At 54.3% G+C, this 20,909-nt stretch carries 14 protein-coding genes and 1 pseudogene; 10 read left to right on the top strand and 5 right to left on the bottom strand.

Going from position 1 to position 20,909, the window contains the following annotated elements:
* Positions 1–52 precede the first annotated feature (52 nt).
* The 5 genes from ACNAZA_RS13875 to ACNAZA_RS13855 all read right to left on the bottom strand — a co-directional run bounded on the left by ACNAZA_RS13875 (position 53) and on the right by ACNAZA_RS13855 (position 4,189).
* Positions 53–538 carry a DUF305 domain-containing protein gene (locus tag ACNAZA_RS13875; RefSeq protein ID WP_415797142.1) on the bottom strand — a complete coding sequence of 162 codons (486 nt, stop codon included), beginning with the start codon at positions 536–538 and terminating at the stop codon, positions 53–55.
* A complete protein-coding gene (locus tag ACNAZA_RS13870) occupies positions 535–1,896 on the bottom strand; it encodes a YncE family protein (RefSeq protein ID WP_415797141.1) in 1,362 nt (453 codons plus the stop codon). Before ACNAZA_RS13870 ends, ACNAZA_RS13875 begins: the two co-directional genes overlap by 4 nt.
* 195 nt (positions 1,897–2,091) lie before the next feature.
* Positions 2,092–2,937, bottom strand: a complete 846-nt coding sequence (locus tag ACNAZA_RS13865) for an anti-sigma factor family protein (RefSeq protein WP_415797140.1) — start codon at positions 2,935–2,937, stop codon at positions 2,092–2,094.
* A 1-nt stretch (position 2,938) separates the two neighbouring features.
* Positions 2,939–3,451, bottom strand: coding sequence for an RNA polymerase sigma factor (locus ACNAZA_RS13860; RefSeq protein WP_120967588.1), 513 nt, complete (start codon positions 3,449–3,451; stop codon positions 2,939–2,941).
* Positions 3,452–3,670: 219 nt separating this feature from the next.
* Positions 3,671–4,189 carry a pyridoxamine 5'-phosphate oxidase gene (locus tag ACNAZA_RS13855; RefSeq protein WP_415797208.1) on the bottom strand — a complete coding sequence of 173 codons (519 nt, stop codon included), beginning with the start codon at positions 4,187–4,189 and terminating at the stop codon, positions 3,671–3,673.
* A 281-nt stretch (positions 4,190–4,470) separates the two neighbouring features.
* On the opposite strand from ACNAZA_RS13855, the gene ACNAZA_RS13850 reads away from it, so the two are divergent.
* From ACNAZA_RS13850 to ACNAZA_RS13805, 10 genes and pseudogenes are all read left to right on the top strand, one after another.
* The gene (locus tag ACNAZA_RS13850; protein WP_415797139.1) at positions 4,471–6,153 is read left to right on the top strand and encodes a long-chain fatty acid--CoA ligase; all 1,683 of its coding nucleotides are present in this window, start codon (positions 4,471–4,473) and stop codon (positions 6,151–6,153) included.
* A gap of 431 nt (positions 6,154–6,584) precedes the next feature.
* Positions 6,585–7,330, top strand: a pseudogene (locus tag ACNAZA_RS13845) (IS5 family transposase).
* Positions 7,331–7,865: 535 nt separating this feature from the next.
* Entirely contained in the window at positions 7,866–8,684 is an 819-nt protein-coding gene (locus tag ACNAZA_RS13840; protein ID WP_415797138.1) for an ABC transporter permease, read from the top strand.
* The gene (locus tag ACNAZA_RS13835; protein ID WP_415797137.1) at positions 8,681–9,355 is read left to right on the top strand and encodes an ABC transporter ATP-binding protein; all 675 of its coding nucleotides are present in this window, start codon (positions 8,681–8,683) and stop codon (positions 9,353–9,355) included. The genes ACNAZA_RS13840 and ACNAZA_RS13835 overlap by 4 nt, the downstream gene beginning before the upstream one ends.
* The gene (locus ACNAZA_RS13830; protein WP_415797136.1) at positions 9,352–10,476 is read left to right on the top strand and encodes a chain-length determining protein; all 1,125 of its coding nucleotides are present in this window, start codon (positions 9,352–9,354) and stop codon (positions 10,474–10,476) included. The genes ACNAZA_RS13835 and ACNAZA_RS13830 overlap by 4 nt, the downstream gene beginning before the upstream one ends.
* 65 nt (positions 10,477–10,541) lie before the next feature.
* Positions 10,542–12,338, top strand: coding sequence for a polysaccharide biosynthesis/export family protein (locus tag ACNAZA_RS13825; RefSeq protein WP_415797135.1), 1,797 nt, complete (start codon positions 10,542–10,544; stop codon positions 12,336–12,338).
* A gap of 88 nt (positions 12,339–12,426) precedes the next feature.
* The gene (locus tag ACNAZA_RS13820; protein WP_415797134.1) at positions 12,427–14,682 is read left to right on the top strand and encodes a coiled-coil domain-containing protein; all 2,256 of its coding nucleotides are present in this window, start codon (positions 12,427–12,429) and stop codon (positions 14,680–14,682) included.
* A gap of 41 nt (positions 14,683–14,723) precedes the next feature.
* Positions 14,724–16,031 (top strand): coiled-coil domain-containing protein, encoded by a 1,308-nt coding sequence (locus tag ACNAZA_RS13815; protein ID WP_415797133.1) that lies wholly within the window; start codon positions 14,724–14,726, stop codon positions 16,029–16,031.
* Positions 16,031–17,224: a glycosyltransferase family protein gene (locus ACNAZA_RS13810; protein ID WP_415797132.1), complete on the top strand. Its 1,194-nt coding sequence runs from the start codon at positions 16,031–16,033 to the stop codon at positions 17,222–17,224. The genes ACNAZA_RS13815 and ACNAZA_RS13810 overlap by 1 nt, the downstream gene beginning before the upstream one ends.
* A 123-nt stretch (positions 17,225–17,347) precedes the next feature.
* Positions 17,348–20,890, top strand: coding sequence for a polysaccharide pyruvyl transferase family protein (locus ACNAZA_RS13805; protein WP_415797131.1), 3,543 nt, complete (start codon positions 17,348–17,350; stop codon positions 20,888–20,890).
* The last annotated feature ends 19 nt before the right edge of the window (positions 20,891–20,909 follow it).

The raw sequence follows: 20,909 nt of genomic DNA, 5'->3' as shown, positions 1-20,909 counted from the left end.
TTGATAGCCGAGCCGCCTTTTCACCGTCTCGGGCATTGCAACTGTTGGCGCCTCAGTCTCCGCGCGTACCACCGAGCACGGGAAACTCGGCGCTGGCGGCGTTGCCGGTAGTACTAGCGGATTCAGCCTGGCGCAGCAAGGCCAGCCGCCTGGCCATGCTTTCAATCTCTATGGTCTGGCTGGCGATGATTTCCTCGGCCAGCTGGCGCGTCAGCGGGTCGCGGCCATGCTTTAACACCAGCCGCGCCATATCGACGGCACCCGCGTGGTGGGGAATCATCATGACCAGAAAATCCACATCGGCATTGCCGCTGTAGCCCGGGCCATGCATGTCCCGCATCATGCGGGCCATGCCGGCATCCATCTCGGTTTGGAACTCCGGCGCAGCGCCCGCGCTGTGGGTTGCGTGCATGGCCGCATGCTGGTGATCATGGGTCGCCTGCGCCAGTGCGTTGCCGGCCGTAAGCGCCGACGCCAGGGCCAGGCTCAGCACGCCATTCAGCGCAAGCCCCAGGCTTGGCAAGCAGGCTGTCTTCATGCGGTTTGCCCTTTGACGCCGGGTCGCACATAGACCAGATTGATGCTTTTCTTGTTGCGCAGCCCGCCCGAGGGCAGGGCCAGATTGCCCAGCGGGATCTGTGCAATGAATTGTGGCTGGAACGGATCGCTGACATCAAAGGCGCTGCACACGGTCTGGCCGGCGTTGGGCGTGCCGGGCAACTCGTCCTGTTCGTGGGCGACATAAAGCAAAGTGTTTTCAGGATTGGTCCACAGACCATGGGCTTCGCGGCCGTGGCTGAAAAAGCTGGCGACCATCTTGCGCTCGCCGGGCTTGGCGCTGCGGTCGATGATGGCGATCTGGCTGGAGGCCACGCCGCCGGAGCCGCTATCGTCCACCCGGGCCAGGCTGGCATAGACCACGCTGCCCTTGGCGTTGGCCACAAACTCCACATGGTTGGGCCGGCCCAAGGCGCCCAGGCTCACGTTGTCCAGCAGCTCGAAACCTTCGCGCGTGGAGCGGCAGGACACGGCGTCCATCAGCTTGTGAGAGAACCAGACCTCTTTGCCGTCGGGCGTGGTCTTCATGAAAGGCGTAAAGCCCAGCTTGTCCTGAGCGCTGATATCTAGCGTGCGCAGGTGCTGGGGCTGGGAGTAGCCGTCGGCGCCGGGGTTGACGCTGAACACATCGACCTTGGCCACTTTCTGGCTGGCCACAAAGGCCAGCGTGCCTTCGCGGTTGAACCAGACCTGTGCCGGGCCGTTGAGCGTGGGCAGGAACTGGCGTACCGCAGATACCTCTGAGCCCCGCAGCTGGCGCAGGGCACGGCCCACATCCAGAATGGCAATCCGGTCTTCGCCGCGCAAGGTGACCCAGAGTTCCTTGCCGTTGCGGCTGAAAGTGGGCTCGTGCGGTTCGCGCCCCACCAGAATGCCGCTGGACAGGCGCTCGGCGTTGGTGCTGGGGCCGGCGGCCGGGTTGGGCGTGTTGCCGATCACGCGTTTTTCCACCGCGTCAATCAGATAGATGTTGCTGGAGCCGCGCCCGCTGGTGGCGAGCAAGCGCCCATCGGGCGAGGGTACGGCGCCGTGAGCGTCAATGCAGCCGTGGTAGAGCGGCTTGTGGATCATTGCCGCATGGGTGGGTGCGACGCCGGCCGTGACGTAGCGAAACGGCGGGCGCGCATCTTCATCAAAACTGGTCAGATTGATGGTCGTCTCTACCGTGTTGCTGCGCGGGTCGATGACGACCACGGTGTTGGAGTCTTCGTTGGTGATAAACACCCGATCGCGTGCATCAATCCCCGCGGCAGTGTTTTGCGCAAAGCTGGCGGGCAGGGCCGCGACCGTGGCTGCGGCAGCCGTGTATCTGAGAATTTCTCGGCGATTGGCGTGCATAAAGATTCCTGAAAAATGGTGCTTGGTGAAAGAAGCGCGCAGGGCGAAGACGACCCGGCCAGGGAGCTGGCCGGTGATCGGGTGAACAGGGGTGGAGGTAGAGGAGGGCGGCTTGGCCGGTGCGCAGATTCTTCGTGCATTCAGCCCCGAAGTAACGGCCGCCCAATCGTTGCTTAGTTGTTGCTCAGCGGTCGTTTAACTGTCGTTCAACTGCCGGTAGACCTCGGTAGCCACGCGCGTCAGTTCGGCGCGGTGAGAGCCGCCAGAAATGGCGTAGCCCAGGTTTTTGTCTACCCAGTAAAAGACGTTGACCGGACCGTCGGTACCAAAGCGAAAGGCGGTTTCGGGCCGATTTGCGGCCTTGGGTACTTCGCGGGTGACGTAGAGCGTCAGGCGCTGGCCTATGCTGTCGTGGTACATGAACTGCGCGACCGGCCCAGTGTCGCCGGGCAGCAAGCGTCCGCCAATCAGCTCATAGCCAACAGCATGCAGGCTTGGCGGCTTGATTTCGATTCCGAGTCGCTTGGACAGCCAGCTTGCCAGTTGCTGCTCCTGGTCGGCATCCACTTCCACCGGGCGTCGTACATCGGGGCTGTACACCACATGGGCCACGGCCGCCCGCAGTGCAAAGCCGCTGAGATCGCCGCTCTGGTAGGCGACAGCGGCAGAGTGTGCGTTGAAGGCCAGCCGGGCGCTGCGGCCGTCGTCTATGAAGCCGCGCGCCACCCAGGCCGAGCTGGCGCAGAGTACGGCAATAGCCAGGCCTGCGGCAAGGCTGCGCCAGGGCCATGCCGTGGATTTGGGGCCTAGCGGCAGGCGCAGGGGCAGCGGTTCCTCAAGCACGGGATTGAGCAGATGGCGCAGCGACTGGTTTTGCGTCTGCCAGTCCTGCACGCGGCGGCGTTCATCGGGACGCGAGCTCAGAAACTGTTCGATTTCGGCGCGCCTGGCCGTGGAGAGCTGCTGATCGGCATAGGCGTGCAAATCGGCTTCGGTGATCGGTGGCGTGCCGCCGGGGGGAATGAGTTGGATTTTGTCCATGTTATTTCACGCGCTGCAGTTTGCTGCTGACTTCGCGTCCTTCCATTTCGGCGCGCAAACGCTCCCGTGCCCGCGACAGCCGTGACATCACGGTGCCGATCGGCACCTGCAGCACGCTGGCCACGGCCTGGTAGCTCATCTCTTCCACGCCGACCAGCAGCAGCACCTCGCGCTGGTCATGCGACAGCTTTTGCAGCGCCCGGTCCAGATCGCGCACTTCCAGCCTGTCCGAAGCGCTTGAGCGTTCGGGCTGTTCGGGCAGCGCATCCCCAGTGGCATCTTCGGGCGTGCGGCGCTGGCTGCGCATGCGGTCCACAAACAGGTTGTGCATGATGCCGAACATCCAGGCCCTGACATCGCCGCGTCTATGCCACAAGGCGAAACGCTCCCAGGCGCGCTCCAGCGTGTCCTGCACCAGATCGTCGGCACGTTCCCGGTCGGAAGTCAGACCGCGCGCATAGCGGCGCAGGCTGGGAATGCAGGCAACAATATCCGCTTCGTCTTGGGCGCGCATGGAACTTGAATGGTGTTTTTTAAAAGTTGGCCCTCGGGCTTCACTGGATAGACGCAGCCGAGCCGGCGTTTATTCCCTGCCGTGTTGAATTTCCTGTTTTTAATTTCGCGCCCTGGCAAGGCCAGATAGCGGTTCCAAGCCAGCTTTGAGCAGCTTGATAGGGTTGTAGCTCAGATATAGAAAGCGCAGATAGCTATTGATTAAATAGCAAAAAACGCTTTATTCGGCCTCGGCCGGATTGAGCGCCGCTATCAAATCATGGGCCGACACATTGCGTGCCGCGCCAAATCCGGCCACATGGCGGGCCAGCGTGGGGGTGATGCAGACAAAGCGAAAGTCTCCCAGCGCAGTCATGGGTTCGGCTTCGGGAAAGCGCTCCAGATAACTGCTGCGTGCGCCTTGCCAGAGCACGCTGTCCTGGCCAGGGGTGGACGCCACGCCCTGAATGCTGACGCGCTCCAGTGCATGCACGCCTTGTCCGGCCACTTCATCGGCCGTCATCAAAAGACTCACGGCCGGGTGCAGTGCCATGGCCTGGGTATGGCCGGCCAGGGCGCTGACATGCAAGACGATGCAGCTGAAGCGGCTGTCCCAGGCCCAGGGCACAAAGGACAGCAGGGGTGCGGGCAGGGCGGCGAGCTGCGCAAAATCGCTCACCGGTTGTACTGCCAATGCGGCAGTACGCCGGCTGACAAGCAGTGCGCGCAGAGATTGCTGAAGGCGGGATTCGTGCGTCATGAGCCGATGGTAATCGTTGTCGCTATGAACCACCCATAGCATGAAGGCTGGCGTCAGCTGAAACTTGATTGCTTTCATTTTGATAGCTAGATGCGCAATCAATGAAATGCACGTAGGGCGAATGACCTAGATTTTGAGGTCGCCTTGGTGACGCTTTCCTGGTTCAACCCCGATGTGATTCACGGGCAGTCGCACTAGCCTGCAGTCTGCGTAGTCCAAATGGACTAGCGTCTTCATTGCACCTTGGTGTCCGCCATTCCTTCTTGAACTGCACGTTGCCCATGTCTGCTCATCACACGTCCTGGCCTTCCCGTTTGCCGCATTCGATCACCGTTCCCGCCACCAGCATTTGGGAGAATCTGGCCATCAATGCCCGTCGCTATCCGGACAAGGCGGCGCTGGTGTTTCTGGGGCGCAGCACCAGCTACCGTGAGTTGCGCGAGGGAACGGAGCGCATGGCCGCCTATCTGCACGGCCTGGGCGTGAAGCAGGGCGATCGCGTACTGGTGCTGATGCAAAACACCTCTCAGCTGGTGCTGGCGCATTACGCCATTTTTCGTGCCAATGCCGTGGTGGTGCCGGTCAACCCCATGAATCTGGCCGAGGAGCTCAAGCACTACATCACGGATTCGGGAGCCAAGGTCGCCATCACCACGGCCGATCTGGCGCTGGAGCTGGCCAAGGCCAGCAATGCCTTGCCTGCCGAGCAGCGACTGGCGCATATGGTGGTGACGCGTTTTGCAGACGGCTTTGATGCCGATGTCCAGGGGCTGGATGCTCCTCCGGAAGCCTGGCGCAACTGGATGCTCAGGGACTATGCCGCTGCCGATTTGCAAGGCGGCGAGGTCCATGCCTGGCAGCAGGCGCTGGCCTGCAATACGCCGCCACCCGCCCACGTAGTGGGGCGTGATGATCTGGCCTTGCTGCCCTATACCAGCGGCACCACCGGCCAGCCCAAGGGCTGCATGCATCTGCACCGCAGCATCAATCACAACGCGGTGGCAGGCACGCTCTGGGGCAGCGGCTGCAGCGAGAACGTGGTGCTGGGTGTGGTGCCCATGTTTCACATCACGGGCATGGTCTCGGTGTTGCACAGCGCCATCTATATGGGCGCCACGCTGATCATCATGCCGCGCTGGGACCGCGAGCTGGCGGGCAGACTGATCTCGCACTACCAGGTCACCAGCTGGACCAATATCCCGACCATGGTCATCGATTTGCTGGCCAGCCCCAACTTTGCATCGTTTGATCTGTCCAGCCTTAGATACATAGGCGGCGGCGGTGCTGCCATGCCGCAGGCGGTGGCTCAGCGTTTGCTGGATCAGTACGGCCTGCGTTTTTGCGAAGGCTATGGCCTGACGGAAACGGCGGCCCCATCGCACAGCAATCCGCCAGATCGCCCCAAGCAGCAGTGTCTGGGCATTCCCTTCATGAGCACGGACGCCCGCGTCATCAGCCCCGACACCTTGCAGGAAGTGCCGCAAGGAGAGCAAGGCGAGATCGTGGTCTGCGGCCCAGAAGTATTCGAGGGTTACTGGCAGCGCCCCGAGGCCACGGCCCAGGCGTTCTTTGAGCTGGATGGCAAACGCTTTTTCCGCACGGGTGACTTGGGTCGGGTGGATGAGGACGGCTATTTCTTCATTACCGACCGCCTCAAACGCATGATCAATGCCAGCGGCTTCAAGGTATGGCCGGCCGAGGTAGAGGCACTGATGTTCCGTCATCCTGCCATTCAGGAAGCCTGTGTCATCTCTGCTAAGGACGCCTATCGCGGCGAGACCGTCAAGGCCGTGGTGGTGCTGAGAGCCGGCCACGAGGGCACCACCGAGAAAGATGTGGTGCAGTGGTGCCACGACAATATGGCCGCCTACAAAGCGCCCCGTATCGTGCAGTTCACTAGCGCTCTGCCCAAAAGCGGCAGCGGCAAAGTCATGTGGCGCTTGCTGCAAGAGCAGGAGGCCTGAATCGGGTTAAGTGTTAAAGAGCGGCAGGTGTGCTCTGCTAGCAATGTGTATGGCTTTGCCTTGAGTTGACCATAGTTGCGGAGGGCTCTGCTACAAACAAGATGCGGTGGCTACTTCAGCACTTATAGTGTGCTTGAAACGTCCACCTTTGCGTGATGCAACGAACGGTGGGATGAGGGGTTCGAGCTGTTTCCACAGCTATTGACTGACTGGGCATGAGACATACGGCTACCAAGCATAAATGGCAAGTAGTGTTAGCCGCTTAAATGCTAGGCAATGGCAGTGGTTAACATGCGGCCTGTGGCCGAGCTATCCCAGGCGCATACAGATTTTTGGGAACTCGTAGTCAACGCAGAGTGCATGTTGAGGCTTAAGCCGCTAACGCCACTTCCCTCTGAGACTTGCATGAAAAATTTATGCTTCATGCCCTCATGGCAAGACAACCCGTTAGCAAAAAACTGTGGTATCAGCTGCAGCCCTGATCCCAGCCTTCTCGCCTTCCAGCAAAGGTGGGGTGCGCAAGCTATGCGTGAGCGATGAGGCTACCCTCAATGGCATCCTGTTCGTGTTGCACACATGGCATTCCATGGGGAGACCTCCCCCAGTCCCTGGGTTACGGCAGTGGCATGACTTGCTGGCGGCGCCTGCGTGACTGCAATGCCAGTGACGTCTGGCAGCGATTGCACCAAGCCATGCCGGTGCGTCTGCGTGAACATGACCAGATTGATTGGAACCGGGCCTGCATTGAGGGCTCTTCGGTGCCAAGCCCCTGGGGGCAGGAAACGGGCCCAAATCCCATCGACCGAGGCAAGCTCGGCTCCAAACAGCATATCGTCGTAGATGCCAGAGGCATCCCTCTGGTGATTCTCGTCAGTGGGGCTAACAGGCGCGACTCCAGATGTTCAATAAGTGTATGGATGCGGTACCTGCGGTTGCAGGCTTGCCAGGCAGAGCACGCAAACGTCTCAGGCGGCGGGGCATCGCCAGCCGGATTGCAAGGCGAGGTGTCGAGAGCAGTGAGAAACTGGGTACGCATCTCTGGGTTGTCGAGAGAGCACACGGATGGTTTGCGGGCTTTGGCAAGTTGCGAATCCGTTTTGAAAGGCGCATGGATATCCACGAAGCGTTGCTGAAACTGGCCGCTGCGATCATCTGTGCATGCTTCGTGGATTGGTAGTGTCAGCCGCTCTAAGTAACGGGCCACGCCGTAGCCCAGGCCTCTATGGGCACGGTTCCCGCAAACGCAAAGGCCTGCGCCTCCATGGGAAGGCTAACTGCCCTTGTATTGGGCTCGCCTCTTATTGATGTCCTAGTGGCATCAGTTACCTACTGAGACAAGTTCATGCTTCATATGCATAAAACACCGGCCTGTCGCCTTTGCCTTGAGCGACAATGATTGGTCGCGTACAGATGGTCGCTCATTTCGATAGCACATTGCTCTAAATTGAGTTGGACGGTAAGACGGTTGAGCTCCTCTTTTTTGTAAAAGATCGGCTCTGAAATAGGGTGGATAAAAAATCCATATCCATATTGTTTTTTTGATTGATATAATTAATTAAAATGGAGAAATTACAACAGTGAATTTTTTTTGAGATGTTTGATTAATTTTGTAAATTACAATTTAAATATCTTGCCGGGTGGAAATGATTTTTTCACGCAGTGGGCGCTGATGCGTTCAGACTTTTTTTTGGTGGTGCATCGCGCAAGTATTTATGGATGAGACAAAAAAAATCGCAGACAACTCTGCGTTTCGGGGGGGGAAGGCATGGATTGCAGCGGCGCATGTCTGGCGAGCACTTTTTCTGCGCGAGGCGATGGTCAGGCTGTTTGGTTCTCGCTTCGCATGGGTATGGCTGCTGATTGAGCCTATTGCCCATGTATTGTGGCTGGTTATAATTTTCACTTTCATTCGCATACGCCACATCGGTGGGGTTGAAACAGCGCTATGGCTGGCAGTCGGCATGCTGGTGTTTATGACGTTCAAACGCACTCTCAATCAGGTGCAGAACGGTGTAGATGCCAACCGCTCTCTGTTTGCCTACAGGCAGGTGCGCCCGCCCGACGTAGCGCTGGTTCGTGCGGCAGTTGAAGGCGTCAGCATGCTGATCATCAGTGGTCTAGTGTTTGCGATTGGCGCTTTTATGGGGTGGATGGCGTGGCCGGAAAGTGCATGGAAGGTACTTGAGGCCTTTGTTCTTGCCTGGCTTTGTGCCATTGGGCTGGGCATGATTTTTGCGGTATTGGTGATGTTGGTGCCCGAGTTGCAACGCATCATTGGTTTCATCATGATGCCGCTCATGATGATATCTGGTGTTATGTTGCCGCTCTCGGCCATTCAGCCACCCTATGTGGACTGGCTGCTTTACAACCCGTTAGCTCATGCCATCGAGGCCGCTCGCCTGGGTTTTGCGCCTTATTACCACGCGGTTGGGGGGTTGGATTTGGCCTATGCCTACCAATGCGCAGTTGTGCTCATCTTTACGGGGTTACTGTTGTTCAGGCGCTTCAATCAAAGGCTGGTGACTAGATGATTGAAGTGGTTGATGTACACAAACGCTATTACACCGATCATGGCAGAGGGCCTTGGGTTCTTCGAGGGGTAAATTTCACGATCCCAGATGGCTGCAGTGTAGGCTTGATTGGAGGTAACGGTGCAGGCAAGTCCACGTTGCTTCGTATTATTGGTGGGGTGGACTATCCATCTCAAGGCGTGGTGCGCAGACATTGCAATGTGTCCTGGCCCATGGGCTTTGGCGGCGGTCTGCAGGGTAGTATGACAGGGCGTCAGAACACCAAATTTGTGGCACGTATTCACGGTAAGGGGCATGACTTGCCACGCATCCTGCAGCAGGTGCAGGATTTTGCCGAAATCGGCCCTGCTTTTGAGCAACCTATCAAAACCTATTCATCCGGTATGAAGTCGCGCCTGCAGTTTGCGCTGTCGCTGGCGTTTGACTTTGATGTCTATATATCTGATGAAGTGACCTCCACTGGTGATAGAGCATTTAAAGACAAAGCCGTCCAGGCTTTCAAAGATAAAGTTGGTAAAGCCAGCTTGATCATGGTCTCCCACAGCGAAAAGACATTGCAGAATTTCTGCCAAGCTGGCGTTTGGCTGAATCAGGGAAAAGCCCAGTGGTTTGACCGAATTGATGATGCCTTGCGCGCTTATCGCGACAGTATTTCTTCCCCTATTTTATGAATTTATCGTTCCTCTCCAGGAGCCGTTGGTCACGTCGGCTTCGTTCCTCTTCTCTGAGTGCGGTGACTTTGATGCTCTGCATAGCCTGCGCTTTCTATTGGCTAGCGCTTGCATCAGACCGTTATGTCTCCGAGTCTCGGCTGATAGTTCAAAGCAGCAATTTGCCAAGCGGAGGATCTTTTGACTTGGGTAGCCTGCTTTCGGGTGGCGGTGGTGCCAATAACCGCAGCGATCAATTGCTGTTGCGCGAATATTTGCGCTCACCCGATATGGCCGAATTGCTGGACAAACAGTTGCAACTGCGTGAGCACTTCAGCGCCTCGGGCGACTGGATCAGCAGGTTGTGGACGGCTGATGCCAGCCGTGAGCATTTCTATTGGTATTACCTACGGCGTGTGCAAGTGGAATATGACGAGTTTGCCGGTGTTCTCGTCATCAATGCCCAAGCCTTTTCTCCCGAGATGGCTCAAAAAATTACAGGCACCTTGCTTCTGCAGGGCGAGCTATTCATGAACCAGATGGCTCATGCCGTGGCGCAGGATCAAGTTAACTTTCTGGAAGGTCAGGTTCGAGCGCTGGAGACCAAGGTGCGTAGTTCGCGCCAGGCTGTGCTTGAGTTTCAGGAGCAAAAAGGGCTGATCTCGCCGGAGGCCGCTGCACAGGCCATTGCCGTCATTGTGGCCAATATGCAAGGTCAGCTGGTCGACCTGCAGACCCAGCGCGGCGCGCTTCAGGCCTATCTGGTGGCCGACCATCCGAGCATTGTTTTGCTCAATCAACGGATCGATGCCTTGGAAAAACAGATGGCGCTTGAAAAAGACAAGCTCGCAGCGCCCGGCGGCAAAACTCTGAATCGCACGGCAGAGGCATTTGCCCAGCTGGAACTTCAGTCCAAGTTCGCACTGGACATGTACAAGACGGCGCTGACAGCACTTGAACAGGGGAGGCTTGAGGCTACGCGAACCTTGAAGAAAGTTGCCGTGCTGCAACAGCCTAATTTGCCAGAGCGCTCTATGCGCCCACAGCGAATCTACAAAACCAGTATCTGGGTGATAGGTATTTTGCTCTTAGCTGGCATTGTCCATTTGCTGTTGGCCATCGTCAAAGATCATCGCGATTAATGCTATTTATTTGATGGCTTCAAGTGCTTTTTTTGTGCTTGAACTCATAAAGAGAATTTCCCAGAATGTTCAACAATATGGTGTATGGCGCTACCCAACGGGTAGCAAATAAAAAAACTCGACGCTCATTCACACTGGCTGTTACGGTGCTATGGGGTTTGGGGAGTGTGCAGCCCGTGCTGGGGCAAGCTGATCTTGGGCTGGCTCAGGCCCTGTACGGAAGCAACGCGGGCGGGGCAGCAAACATAACCGCCGTGACTGCTCCCGGCAAGGATGCCAAGGATTTTGCTTCAGGGGCAAAGCCCGCAGACATGCGTGTGTCTGTGCCTGTAGCGCAAACTCAGGATCAGTTGGCGAATCAGTCCAGCGATGTATATGGAGCGCAATTGTTTACAGGTGCCTTTTCGCAACCAGGTGCAATGCAATTCAATCCCGACTATGCCATTGCCATTGGAGACCAGATTCAGGTGCGCTTGTGGGGGGCGTTTGCATTCGAGCAAATGTTAACGGTGGACCCTCGCGGCAATATCTTCCTGCCTCATGCGGGACCGGTTCCCGTAATGGGCGCACGTAACCGTGAGCTGGAGGGCCTTGTGCAAGCCGCAGTTCGCCGCACCTTTCGTAACAATGTGAGCAGCTATGCCAGTTTGGCAGCCGCCCAGCCTGTACGTGTGTTTGTGAGTGGCAACGTCAATCGCCCTGGCCTGTATAACGGAACCAGCATGGATAGCGTGCTGCGTTACCTAGATATGGCCGGTGGCGTGGATCCTGAGCGCGGCAGCTACCAGCAGGTGCAAGTCAAGCGTGGGCAGAGCACTCGTGCCACCGTCAATCTCTATGATTTTTTGCTCCAGGGCAACATGCCCATGGTACAGCTAGCAGATGGCGACGTGATTTTTGTGCCTCCCTATACGCAGCGTGTCAAAGTCAAGGGTTTGGTTGTCAACGCAAAGCGCTTCGAGTTTTTGGGTAGCCAACAGACAGTAGCGCAGCTAATGATGCTGGCAAAGCCTTTGGCAACAGCTACACACGTTCGTGTTATGCGCAATACCGGCAATACTCGCAATGCCGAGTATTACCCGTTGAGTGAGGCGCATACAGTGACACTGGCCAATGGTGATGAGCTGGAATTCACCGCAGACAAAAAGCCCGGCACCATCACGGTGCGCGTGGAAGGCGAGCACAACAGTGCACAGGAGTATGTGCTCCCTTACGGCTCATCTATGGGCTTATTGTTAGAGCAAATTCAGCCCAATGCCAATTCGGATATGGACAGCGTGCAACTGTTTCGCGAAAGCGTGAAGCAGCGTCAAAAAGAGCTATTGGCGACCAGCCTGCACAACCTGGAAATGAGTTTGCTCACCGCGCGTAGCGGAAGTAGTGATGAGGCACGCCTTCGCAAAGATGAAGCTGAACTGAGCCTGCAATGGGTGCAGCGCGCCAAAGAGGTGGAGCCTGTGGGGCAGGTGCAAATTGCTAAAGCCAGCCAGCTCAAAAGCATGTTGCTGGAGAACGGTGATGTGGTTCGCATTCCACGCAAGGATGATCTGGTGTTGGTCAGCGGTGAAGTGCTGTTTCCTAACGCCGTGGCATATGACGCCAAGTTGAATCTGCAAACTTATATCAATCGGGCTGGCGGTTTGACCCAAATGGCCGACAACGCGCGCGTAGTGGTTGCCAGGCGTGATGGCTCTTATGAGCAAATGGATACCGATCGCTTGTTTGGTCACACCGATATCAAGGCGGGTGATCAGATTTTAGTGCTGCCCAAGGTGGACGAGAAAAAGCGCCAGTTCTGGAAAGATATGACACAGATCATCTATCAGGTCGCCATTAGTGCAAAGGTAGTGCTGGGGTTGTAAGCAATTTCAAACTGACGCAGCGGCACGATAGCTACCAAACGCTTAGGTCGGCGCATATCGCGCTCAGTCTTGTCCAACAGGCGTAGCCATGTGGAGAAATAACATGAAGAAGATAGTAATCGTCGGCCATCCACAATCAGGCTATGAGAAGGTGGAGCATTTACTTGTCGAATGTGGTATGGCACGCGCAGAGCCTTCCCGTAGGGAAGGTCTTACGCCAGTGCAAATCAACGACACTTTGATGAAGGCCCACGGAGCCGTGTCTTTGGCTCAGTTGGAGTCAGTCGAGCAACTTCAGCAGATCACGGTTGCACCCATCTGGCAAGGTATGGCGTTAGACCTGATGCTCACTAACTTGGATCAGCGGCTATGGGGCTGGGCAGATCCTCAAGCTATCTATCTGCTGGACTATTGGAAAGAGCAGGACCCGAATGTAGTCTTTGTGATGGTATACGCTGAGCCTGAAACTATGCTCACCCGTATGCCTATAGAGCAGGCGGCCTCTTCCCAAGGAGAACTCCGGCATCGCATGAATGTCTGGAAGGCATACAACGCTGCTCTGTTGTGCTTTCACTTGCGCAACCCGGGCCGCAGCATTTTGGTGCATGCGCGCCAAGTGCAGGCATCGGCCCAGATATCGTTGGGGCACATCAGCGCGCGCATTGATGCCATCCTGCATTTGCCGCCTAATCTGCTTGCTTCCTTAAAGGTGGACGGCTTAGCCGCAAACGCCGCTTTGGCTGCTGGAGGTAATGCCGAAGACATTGGCGCTCAGTTTCAACATATTCAAGGTAAGAGGTTTAAGAAGGCGCGAAAGCGCTTGCGCGCGCGATTGCAAGCCCTACAAGCCGGCACCGAGCAGCAGTTGAAGGCGATGCCTGTGTTGCAAGCAGAAGTTGAGCAATCTGTTGCCAAAGCTTCAATGTTGGAACAGACCACGGCTACTGATTCAACCCCTGCCGAATGGGAAGGTCTTGGCGATGATGCATTGGTTGCTTTGCTGGCTCATCAGTTGCTGGGGGCTGACTCCCAAGTTATCCAACTGTATGGTGAACTTCAGGCTGCCGCCACGCTACCCCACGAAGTTGTAGGCCAGCCAGAAGACCAGAGCAGCGGGGCGTGTAACGCGGCGTGGCAGACTCTGGTGGATCAGCGCTTGGCCCTGCAAGAGCAAGCGCGCTACGTCAAGATGCAGGCATCACAGATTGAAGCCTTGAATGAGCATGCTTCGCATTTGGCTCAGAATCATCGCCTGTTGCAGAACGACTGGCACGATTTACAGGTGCTGAAAGAGGGCCTTACCAGTCGGTTGGCGCAAGCCGATCAGAAGGAGCAGGCTGCGGAGATAGAAGGACGTCAGTTGCTGTCTCGGCTGCACCAGGTGCAAGAAGAAATGCTGTATCACAGTACGCAAGAGAAGCAGCGCACCTTGCATTTGGCCGATGCTCAAATGCAAATCAGCCAGCTGAAGATTGAACTCGATGCAGTTCGCTCAAGCTCCACCGAGTCCAATGTTCTTTTAGCACAGGAAAACGAACTGTTGCTGGCTCAGTTGTACCAAGTGCAAGAAGAGCTAGAGCGCCACCACCGGCATGCTGAGGAACAGGCCCATAAACTAGCGCAAGCCCATCAACGGGAGCAGGTTTTGGGAGCAGAGGTAAGTCGACTATTGGCCGGGCTCCATCAGGTGCAAGAGGACGTTGAGTGTTCTCGTATGCAAGGAAAACAGCAAACCCTGCAGTTAATCGATGCCCAAACGCAAATCGACCAGCTTAAAGCTGAGCTGGGTGCTGCTCGCGCCGACTCCAATGCCACTGAACCCAATTCAGCACTGGAGCAGGAAAACGAGCTGCTGCTGATGCAGTTACAGCAGGTTCATGTACAACTGGAACGCTATTACCTAGAAAGCCAGTGCCTGAAGCCACTAGAATCGGTAGCGCCAAGTTTAACAACTGTCGCCGCGACCAAAGTGCCGAGACAGCCCGACACTCGAATGATTTATTTTGGTGCTGGTGAGCGAATTCGCCAACAGTTATCGTACAAGCTGGGCTCGGTCATGATCGCCCACACCAAGAAAAAAGGTGGCTATTTATCGCTGCCGTGGGCACTTTGGAAAGTCTCTCGGCAGCATGAAATCGAACGGCCCCAACGTGAGGCATTAAAGTTACCTCCGATCAATCGTTACCGAGATTCCTGGGAGGCTGACCGCCATCGACAACATCTTTCGTATCGGTTGGGCAGTACTCTACTCCAGAATTTACGCAGCCCCTTAGGGTGGCTGCGTATGCCTGGAGCCCTATGGTTAGATGTGCGCGAGTACCGGCAACGTCAAGCCTGTAACTGACAGCGAGTTGGACACGTAACCTAAGGACATAAGCGCGACGCATGGAAGAACAAAACCATCTCCTAAAATGGCTAGACCATCTGTACCAACTGTCCCCTCCTACGGGCGTTATGTGCGTCGGCGCAGGCAACGGGGACAGCGGATGGGTGGATAGATTGCAGACCTGGGATGCCCAGAATGTGACTTTGGTTGAGGCTGACGAGACCCAGTTTACTCGTCTTGAGAAAAATCCAGTGGTGTCGCAACTATGGCAACTGCGTAACGAAGTGGTCGCTGAGCGTAGTGAATCGGTTTTGTACCATCAAGCGACCCTCGCCAGCGAAAGTGGGCTTGTTGATCCAGAGAGCTTGCAAACCGTTTGGCCAAACATACGAGTTAAGTATCGGAAAAATCGTCAAGCGCTGGCGCTGGCTGAGTTGCTATCGGACTCTCCGTCAAACTGGCTCTGGATCGATTGCTTACCTGCCTTGAATCTGCTGCGCGGAGCGGGAGATGCGCTACTCGGAGTTGATCTGGTTATGGCTAGGATTTTATTGAATCCTCCGGAGGTATTGGCCGAGCTGGGGCTGTCTTCCCTTCAAGCCTTTTTGGAGGCGCGTGGTTTACGGCGACTGTGTATTGAGGAAAGCCGAAACCCTGGTATTGGGCTTGTCTTGTTTACCCGCGATACACAGTTTGTAATTAAGAGCCTGCACCACAAAGTCGGTCACTTGGAGAGCCAATTGCAACACGCGATCGAAGTCAAAGAGTGGGTCGAGGCCACTAGTCAGCAGCAGCAGCAGCAAATTTTGCAATTGGAGACACGACTTAAAGAGACCGCAGACAAAGCTATTGATGCCAAGTGTAGACATAAAGATCTCTTAATGCGGGCGGAGCACGCAGAATGCTTGGTGTCGGAGCAGGCATCGAAGCTGGACTCCACTCGAGAGAGGCTTGATAAAATGTATGCAGAGCACGATTCTTTAGTGCAAAGCCAGCAAGAACTGCAAACTGAGTTGACTCAGCTTCGCGCCGAGCGTGAGCAAACACAGCAGGCTTTGTTGCAGCAATCCACCTTGCTCGCAAGCATTCAGGAAGAGCATATACAACGATTGGACGAGGTCATTGCCCAGTCTGAGAAGCTGAAGGGTCTGTTAAGCGAAGGTGGAGTCGAAAACAATAGGGTTCGTCAAGCCCTGCATAAGAAGGCCGTCGAACTCCGCACTGCTCAGGCGCGCTCAGACCAATTGGAAGAGAACCTCCACCAGCAGCAACATATAAACAAGCAGCTGACGGTAGAAATCACTCGTGCTCAGGCCCAGATCGACCTAATCGAAGGCTTGGAAATAACTGATCAGCGCCCTCTGTGATGAAAGATACGGACGAGCCTGGATTGCAGGCAGCTGCAACGAGTCACCTTGACTTGACCTTGCTTGAGCGATGGTGGCTGGATGGAAGCTGGACTTTTTTGGTTGAGGCGGACAGTCAGAGAAGAGAGCATCACGTAGATCAACCTACTGCTCTGCTGTTCTTTGCTATTGCCCATCTACAGACTGGCGACCTTAATAGAGCAAAGCTTCTAGTGCAAAAGGCTCTCAATCTAGGTTGCGATCACAATACTGCAAAGCAAGCGTTGCTCGCAGCGTCTGTGGAAAAACTTGCTGATGCAACCCGTATCCAGCAAGGAGCGCAAGGGATGGCAAGCAATCTTCCCGGACTTGGTTCAAACGAACGTGCGAAGCAGCTCCGCGCTGCAGCACTGAGAAGTGTAGGCAGTGTCACAAGGGTGATGGCTTCAACTGCAAAAACCACTGGGAACAAGGTGCCGGCAGTAGATCGGCCTGCGTTTGAGATCGCCCGCACGGTAGGCCAATACGGTCGCATTGGCATCTTGTCTGGCTATTACCCTGGTACTCGATTCAACTCGCAGGTGAACCATCGGCTATATGCCAGCCGATATGGCTATCGTTACATTTTTGACAGTACTCCACGTTTTGACAAGCGTACCTACATGCGCAAGCTTGAAGCCATATTGGAATATCTTGACCTCTTTGATTGGTTGTTCTGGATTGACGACGACGCCTACTTTACTGATTTTTCGGTGCCGCTAGAGCGGTTTATCGGGCTTGCCCCGGACGCTAGTTTTATAGTCTGCAAGAGCCCTTCAACCAAGAGCCTCTTTACACGTATCTCTTCGGGGCAATTTCTATTGCGCAACACCGCGTTGTCAAAGAAGTTCATCGAGGCGGCTTTGAGCACTGACCTTCGTGAAGTACAGAAATGGTGGAAAAGCGACTTGGGTATGTTTACTAAGGGCGATCAGGATGCAATGGTGTACCTGTTGGAATCCAATCCCCAATATGCTGCTCCTTTTTTCTCCATCTTAGACCACCACAATTTTAACAACCGAGAGTTTGAGTTCAAGCAATGTCTGGATGAGCATTTTTTGGTTCATTTTACTGGGACGCAAAAACATCGCGACAAAGCATTATTCTGTCAGCGGATGCATTGTAATGAATTCCTTAGTCCAGCTGAACTTGTTAGGGAGTTGGTGCTGAGATGAAATTATTATTCCGATTTGTTGTTGAGATTATTTTTGTTCTTATGAAAATTTTGATTTTAATTGCTTCTTGTTCTTTATTTTTCATCAATAATTTTTTATATTTTTTGCATGCAGCGTAATACCATGAAGACTATGAATTTGAAAATCTATAAGAATCTGGACTTGGTCCCCGAAGAGTGGAAACGCGCCCGTGAACAGGCGTCCGCAGGTATTGGAACGGACTGGTATGTGTTCAACCCAACGTTGGCGCGTGTGGGAGACGTCTATGTGATGACGTATCGGGTAGTCGATGAGGTGCTCAAAACCCGAAGGATTGCATCCTGCAAGCTCACGCTTGATTTGTTGATTGTGCCTGATTCAGTCACGCCGTTGTCTGATCTGATCGAGTTTTCTGATGCGGCTGGTTTCTCTGAGAGAACTTTGACTTGGCATGCAGATCCGCGTTATTTTCGATTGGGCAAGGATCTTTACCTTTTCTGGAATGACGGTTCGCTCAAACCTGCGAATCATCAATTCTTACTTCAGATTGGCCAGGATGGTCTGAAACCGGCCGGTAAAGCTAGGCTTGTGCGTAAGGAGCCGCACGAGTTGCGTATTGAAAAAAATTGGCAGTTCATTGAGGCAGAGAAAAGCGTCTATGCGGTGTATGAAAATCGTCCACTGCATCTGCTATCGGTAGATATGTCAGGTAACGGAGTAATTCCTTGTCGTGAAGCGGTAAAGACCGATTGGATGACGGGGTACGAAGAGAAGTTTGGCCATATTCGTGGCGGAGCCCAGCCGGTGCTGCACGATAACAGCTTCTTGACTCTGGCGCATTCCAGTCACAAGAACAGTCACGGTAAACTGGTTTATCACCCCTGTTTTTACCGTTTTGAATCAAGCTTCCCTTTTCGTGTGACTCATCGCCCTAAAGGGCCATTCACGATTCCGATACACGGATATGAGAAACCTCGGTTGCCCCCATTGAACAAACAAACTTCGTCGGTTGTTTATCCATGTGGACTGGTCGTGGAGAATGAAAGAGCTGTTATCTCATTTGGAATCAACGATGAGTCCTGTGCAGTTGGTTTTTTCAATATGACTGATATCATGAACTCGATGGAGTCTGTTGACGAGCCGGCCGCATTCAAAAAATCTGCTGTTCCGGCAGGCAAGACTGCTGCACTAGTCATGACGAAGGATGATCAGCGGGTTCCCTTGTTTTGGTGGAATGCCCAAGGCAAGCGCTATGACCCAGATGCAGGAGGTCGTTTCTTCGCCACCGGAAATGTAGGTGATATAGCTTCCAGGCTGTTCGTGGAAATGTTGTCGAATGTTGAAACTCGTCCGCCTCGAAAGAACGAACGCAAACTGTTGTCTATTGGCTCTATTTTACAAAACGCTGCTGATGGTGACGTGGTCTGGGGCTCGGGTATCAAAGGTAGTGCTGATGGCTTTAAGTACCCGGTGCATGAGCTATCGGTTCACGCAGTGCGGGGGCCGCTGACGGTCGATTTTCTGAGGCGCCAAGGCATCTCGCTGACCCACCTCAATGAGCTATTTGACCCGGGTTGCCTGATTCCCTATCTGTATGCTAAGGAACTAGGTAATACCGTTCCGCGCAAGCGAAAAATTTGCATCATTCCTCATTACAAAGATGACCTTATTTTGCGTCAGCAGCATCCTGACCTTTCTGGCGCATTCCTTTCGGTGGACGCGATGCCTCTGGATTTTATCAAAGGCATGCTGGGCGCCGAACTGGTTATATCCAGTTCTCTGCATGGGATTATTTTTGCAGAAGCATTAGGGATTCATGCCTTATGGCTTGCTCCAATTAATGGAGAAGACGAGCTCAAATACTACGACTACTATTATGGTACCGGGCGTTATAACGTTAAACGCTTCACTACCGTTGAGTCCGCATTACGTGCTGAACCAATGGATTTGCCTCGTTTTCGGTTTGAGGATTACTTACGAACATTTCCTCATGAGGCTATTCGGGGACTTTGCAAGACGCCTCCGGATACCGTGAGAGCCAATTGGATCCAGCTGCCGGCAGCTGCCGACAGTCCTGCACCCGTTGCTTTGCTGGCTTCAAAAGCATTCACTAGTTTGACTAATCGCGTGGTCGTTCAGCGTCCGCCCTCTCTCAACCTGACCGAGGCGATCACAGCCTTTCGAAGCCGACAGTACGAAGCTGGTGTTTCCGCGCTTTTGCTTGCTTGGGATGGCGCAATGGTGAGCCATGATGTTTCGCTTCAGTCCACCGTAGAAAAGGCAGCATTCCTGTATTTAGGTTGTCGTGATCTTGGTGCGATTGCAGGCGGTATTGGTTCTGACGTCGACAGCATCACAAGTCTGCATACAGTGATTGTTGATGCCATCCATCAGAGTCCGATGGAGGAGGTTGCCCCTAAGCTAATGGCGGTCATCAGAGAAAAGGTTGCATCCACATCCAGTGGAACTTTTTGGCATTTGCTGCAAGCGCTGGTTATGCGTAAGCTGGGCAAATTGGATGAAGAGGCTGATCTTCTTAAAGCGGCAAGTGTCTCTGAACCATTGAATTTTTGGACTAATGTGCAGCAGGTGTATCGTTTTACTGTTGACCTGCCCAGCCTGAATCATATCGTTGGTTGTGTCCGCTCTAAACCTCAGCAATTTGTGGACGAGCATGAATCATTAAAGGTGTATTGCTACCCATCGTTCAACAAGATCAATTCCTATCAAAAATTGCTGTACCAAAAGCTTGAGGCGTCAGGAAAATCGGTTCGCTATTGCAGTAAGCTTACTGAACTAGAAATGCTCAAGAGGGAGCCAGGAAAGACTCAGCTCTTACATTTGCACTGGACATCTGCCTTCTTTAAAGATGTTGATGCAGTTGATTTTTCTCGTCGCGCTTCTTATGTCTTAGATTTACTGAGCCGGCTTAAAGCTGAAGGCTTTTCACTGGCTTGGACCATTCATAACACGATTAGTCACGAATCGGTAGATTCGACAAACGAGGAGTCTTTCAACCGCAATCTGTACTCGCTGTGCGACTGGGTTTTTGTTCATCATCCGATGGCGGTGCGAGCAATAACCTGGCTGCCAGATACCAATAAGATTCACTTGATAGAGCATGGGTCTTATGGCAGTTCTGATTCAACGGATCGGCTCACTGCCCGGATCAAGCTTGGCCTGAATTTTGACGGACCGCTGCTGTCTGCCATTGGCCATATGCGAGATTACAAAGAGTTGGATAAATGTCTTCCTATGGTGTTGGATGTGCTCAATAAACGACCTGATGCGCGCTTTTTGGTCGCGGGTCAGATTCAGTCTCCAGCCTTGCGACGGCTTCTGAGTAAAAAGAAGCGCGATCAGGTGATCGTGATTGATCGAGTTTTGTCGCCAGAAGAGCTACATTTGTGTATAGATGCAACCGATTTTGGTCTTCTTTCATACCGAGATGTGCTCACTTCAGGTTCGCTCATTCACTGGCTTTCCCGAGGAATCCCAGTCATTGCCCCCCAGAAGGGCACTATTCCAGGCTATGTGCTGGATGGTTGGAATGGTTTCCTTTATGGCTCCTATGAATCTTTGTCTAATTTAGTTCATCAGTGCCTTGCTATGCCTCCTGAGCGACGGGCCTGCTTGCGAAGCAATGCCTTGGCAACAGGAAAGGGTATGCAATGGCAGCTTTTTTGATGGTGTTATTCACTGAATT

Source organism: Comamonas aquatilis (assembly GCF_965139575.1).
In the GTDB taxonomy this organism is placed as follows: Bacteria; Pseudomonadota; Gammaproteobacteria; order Burkholderiales; family Burkholderiaceae_C; genus Comamonas; species Comamonas aquatilis.
This window is presented reverse-complemented; position numbering and strand designations above follow the sequence as displayed.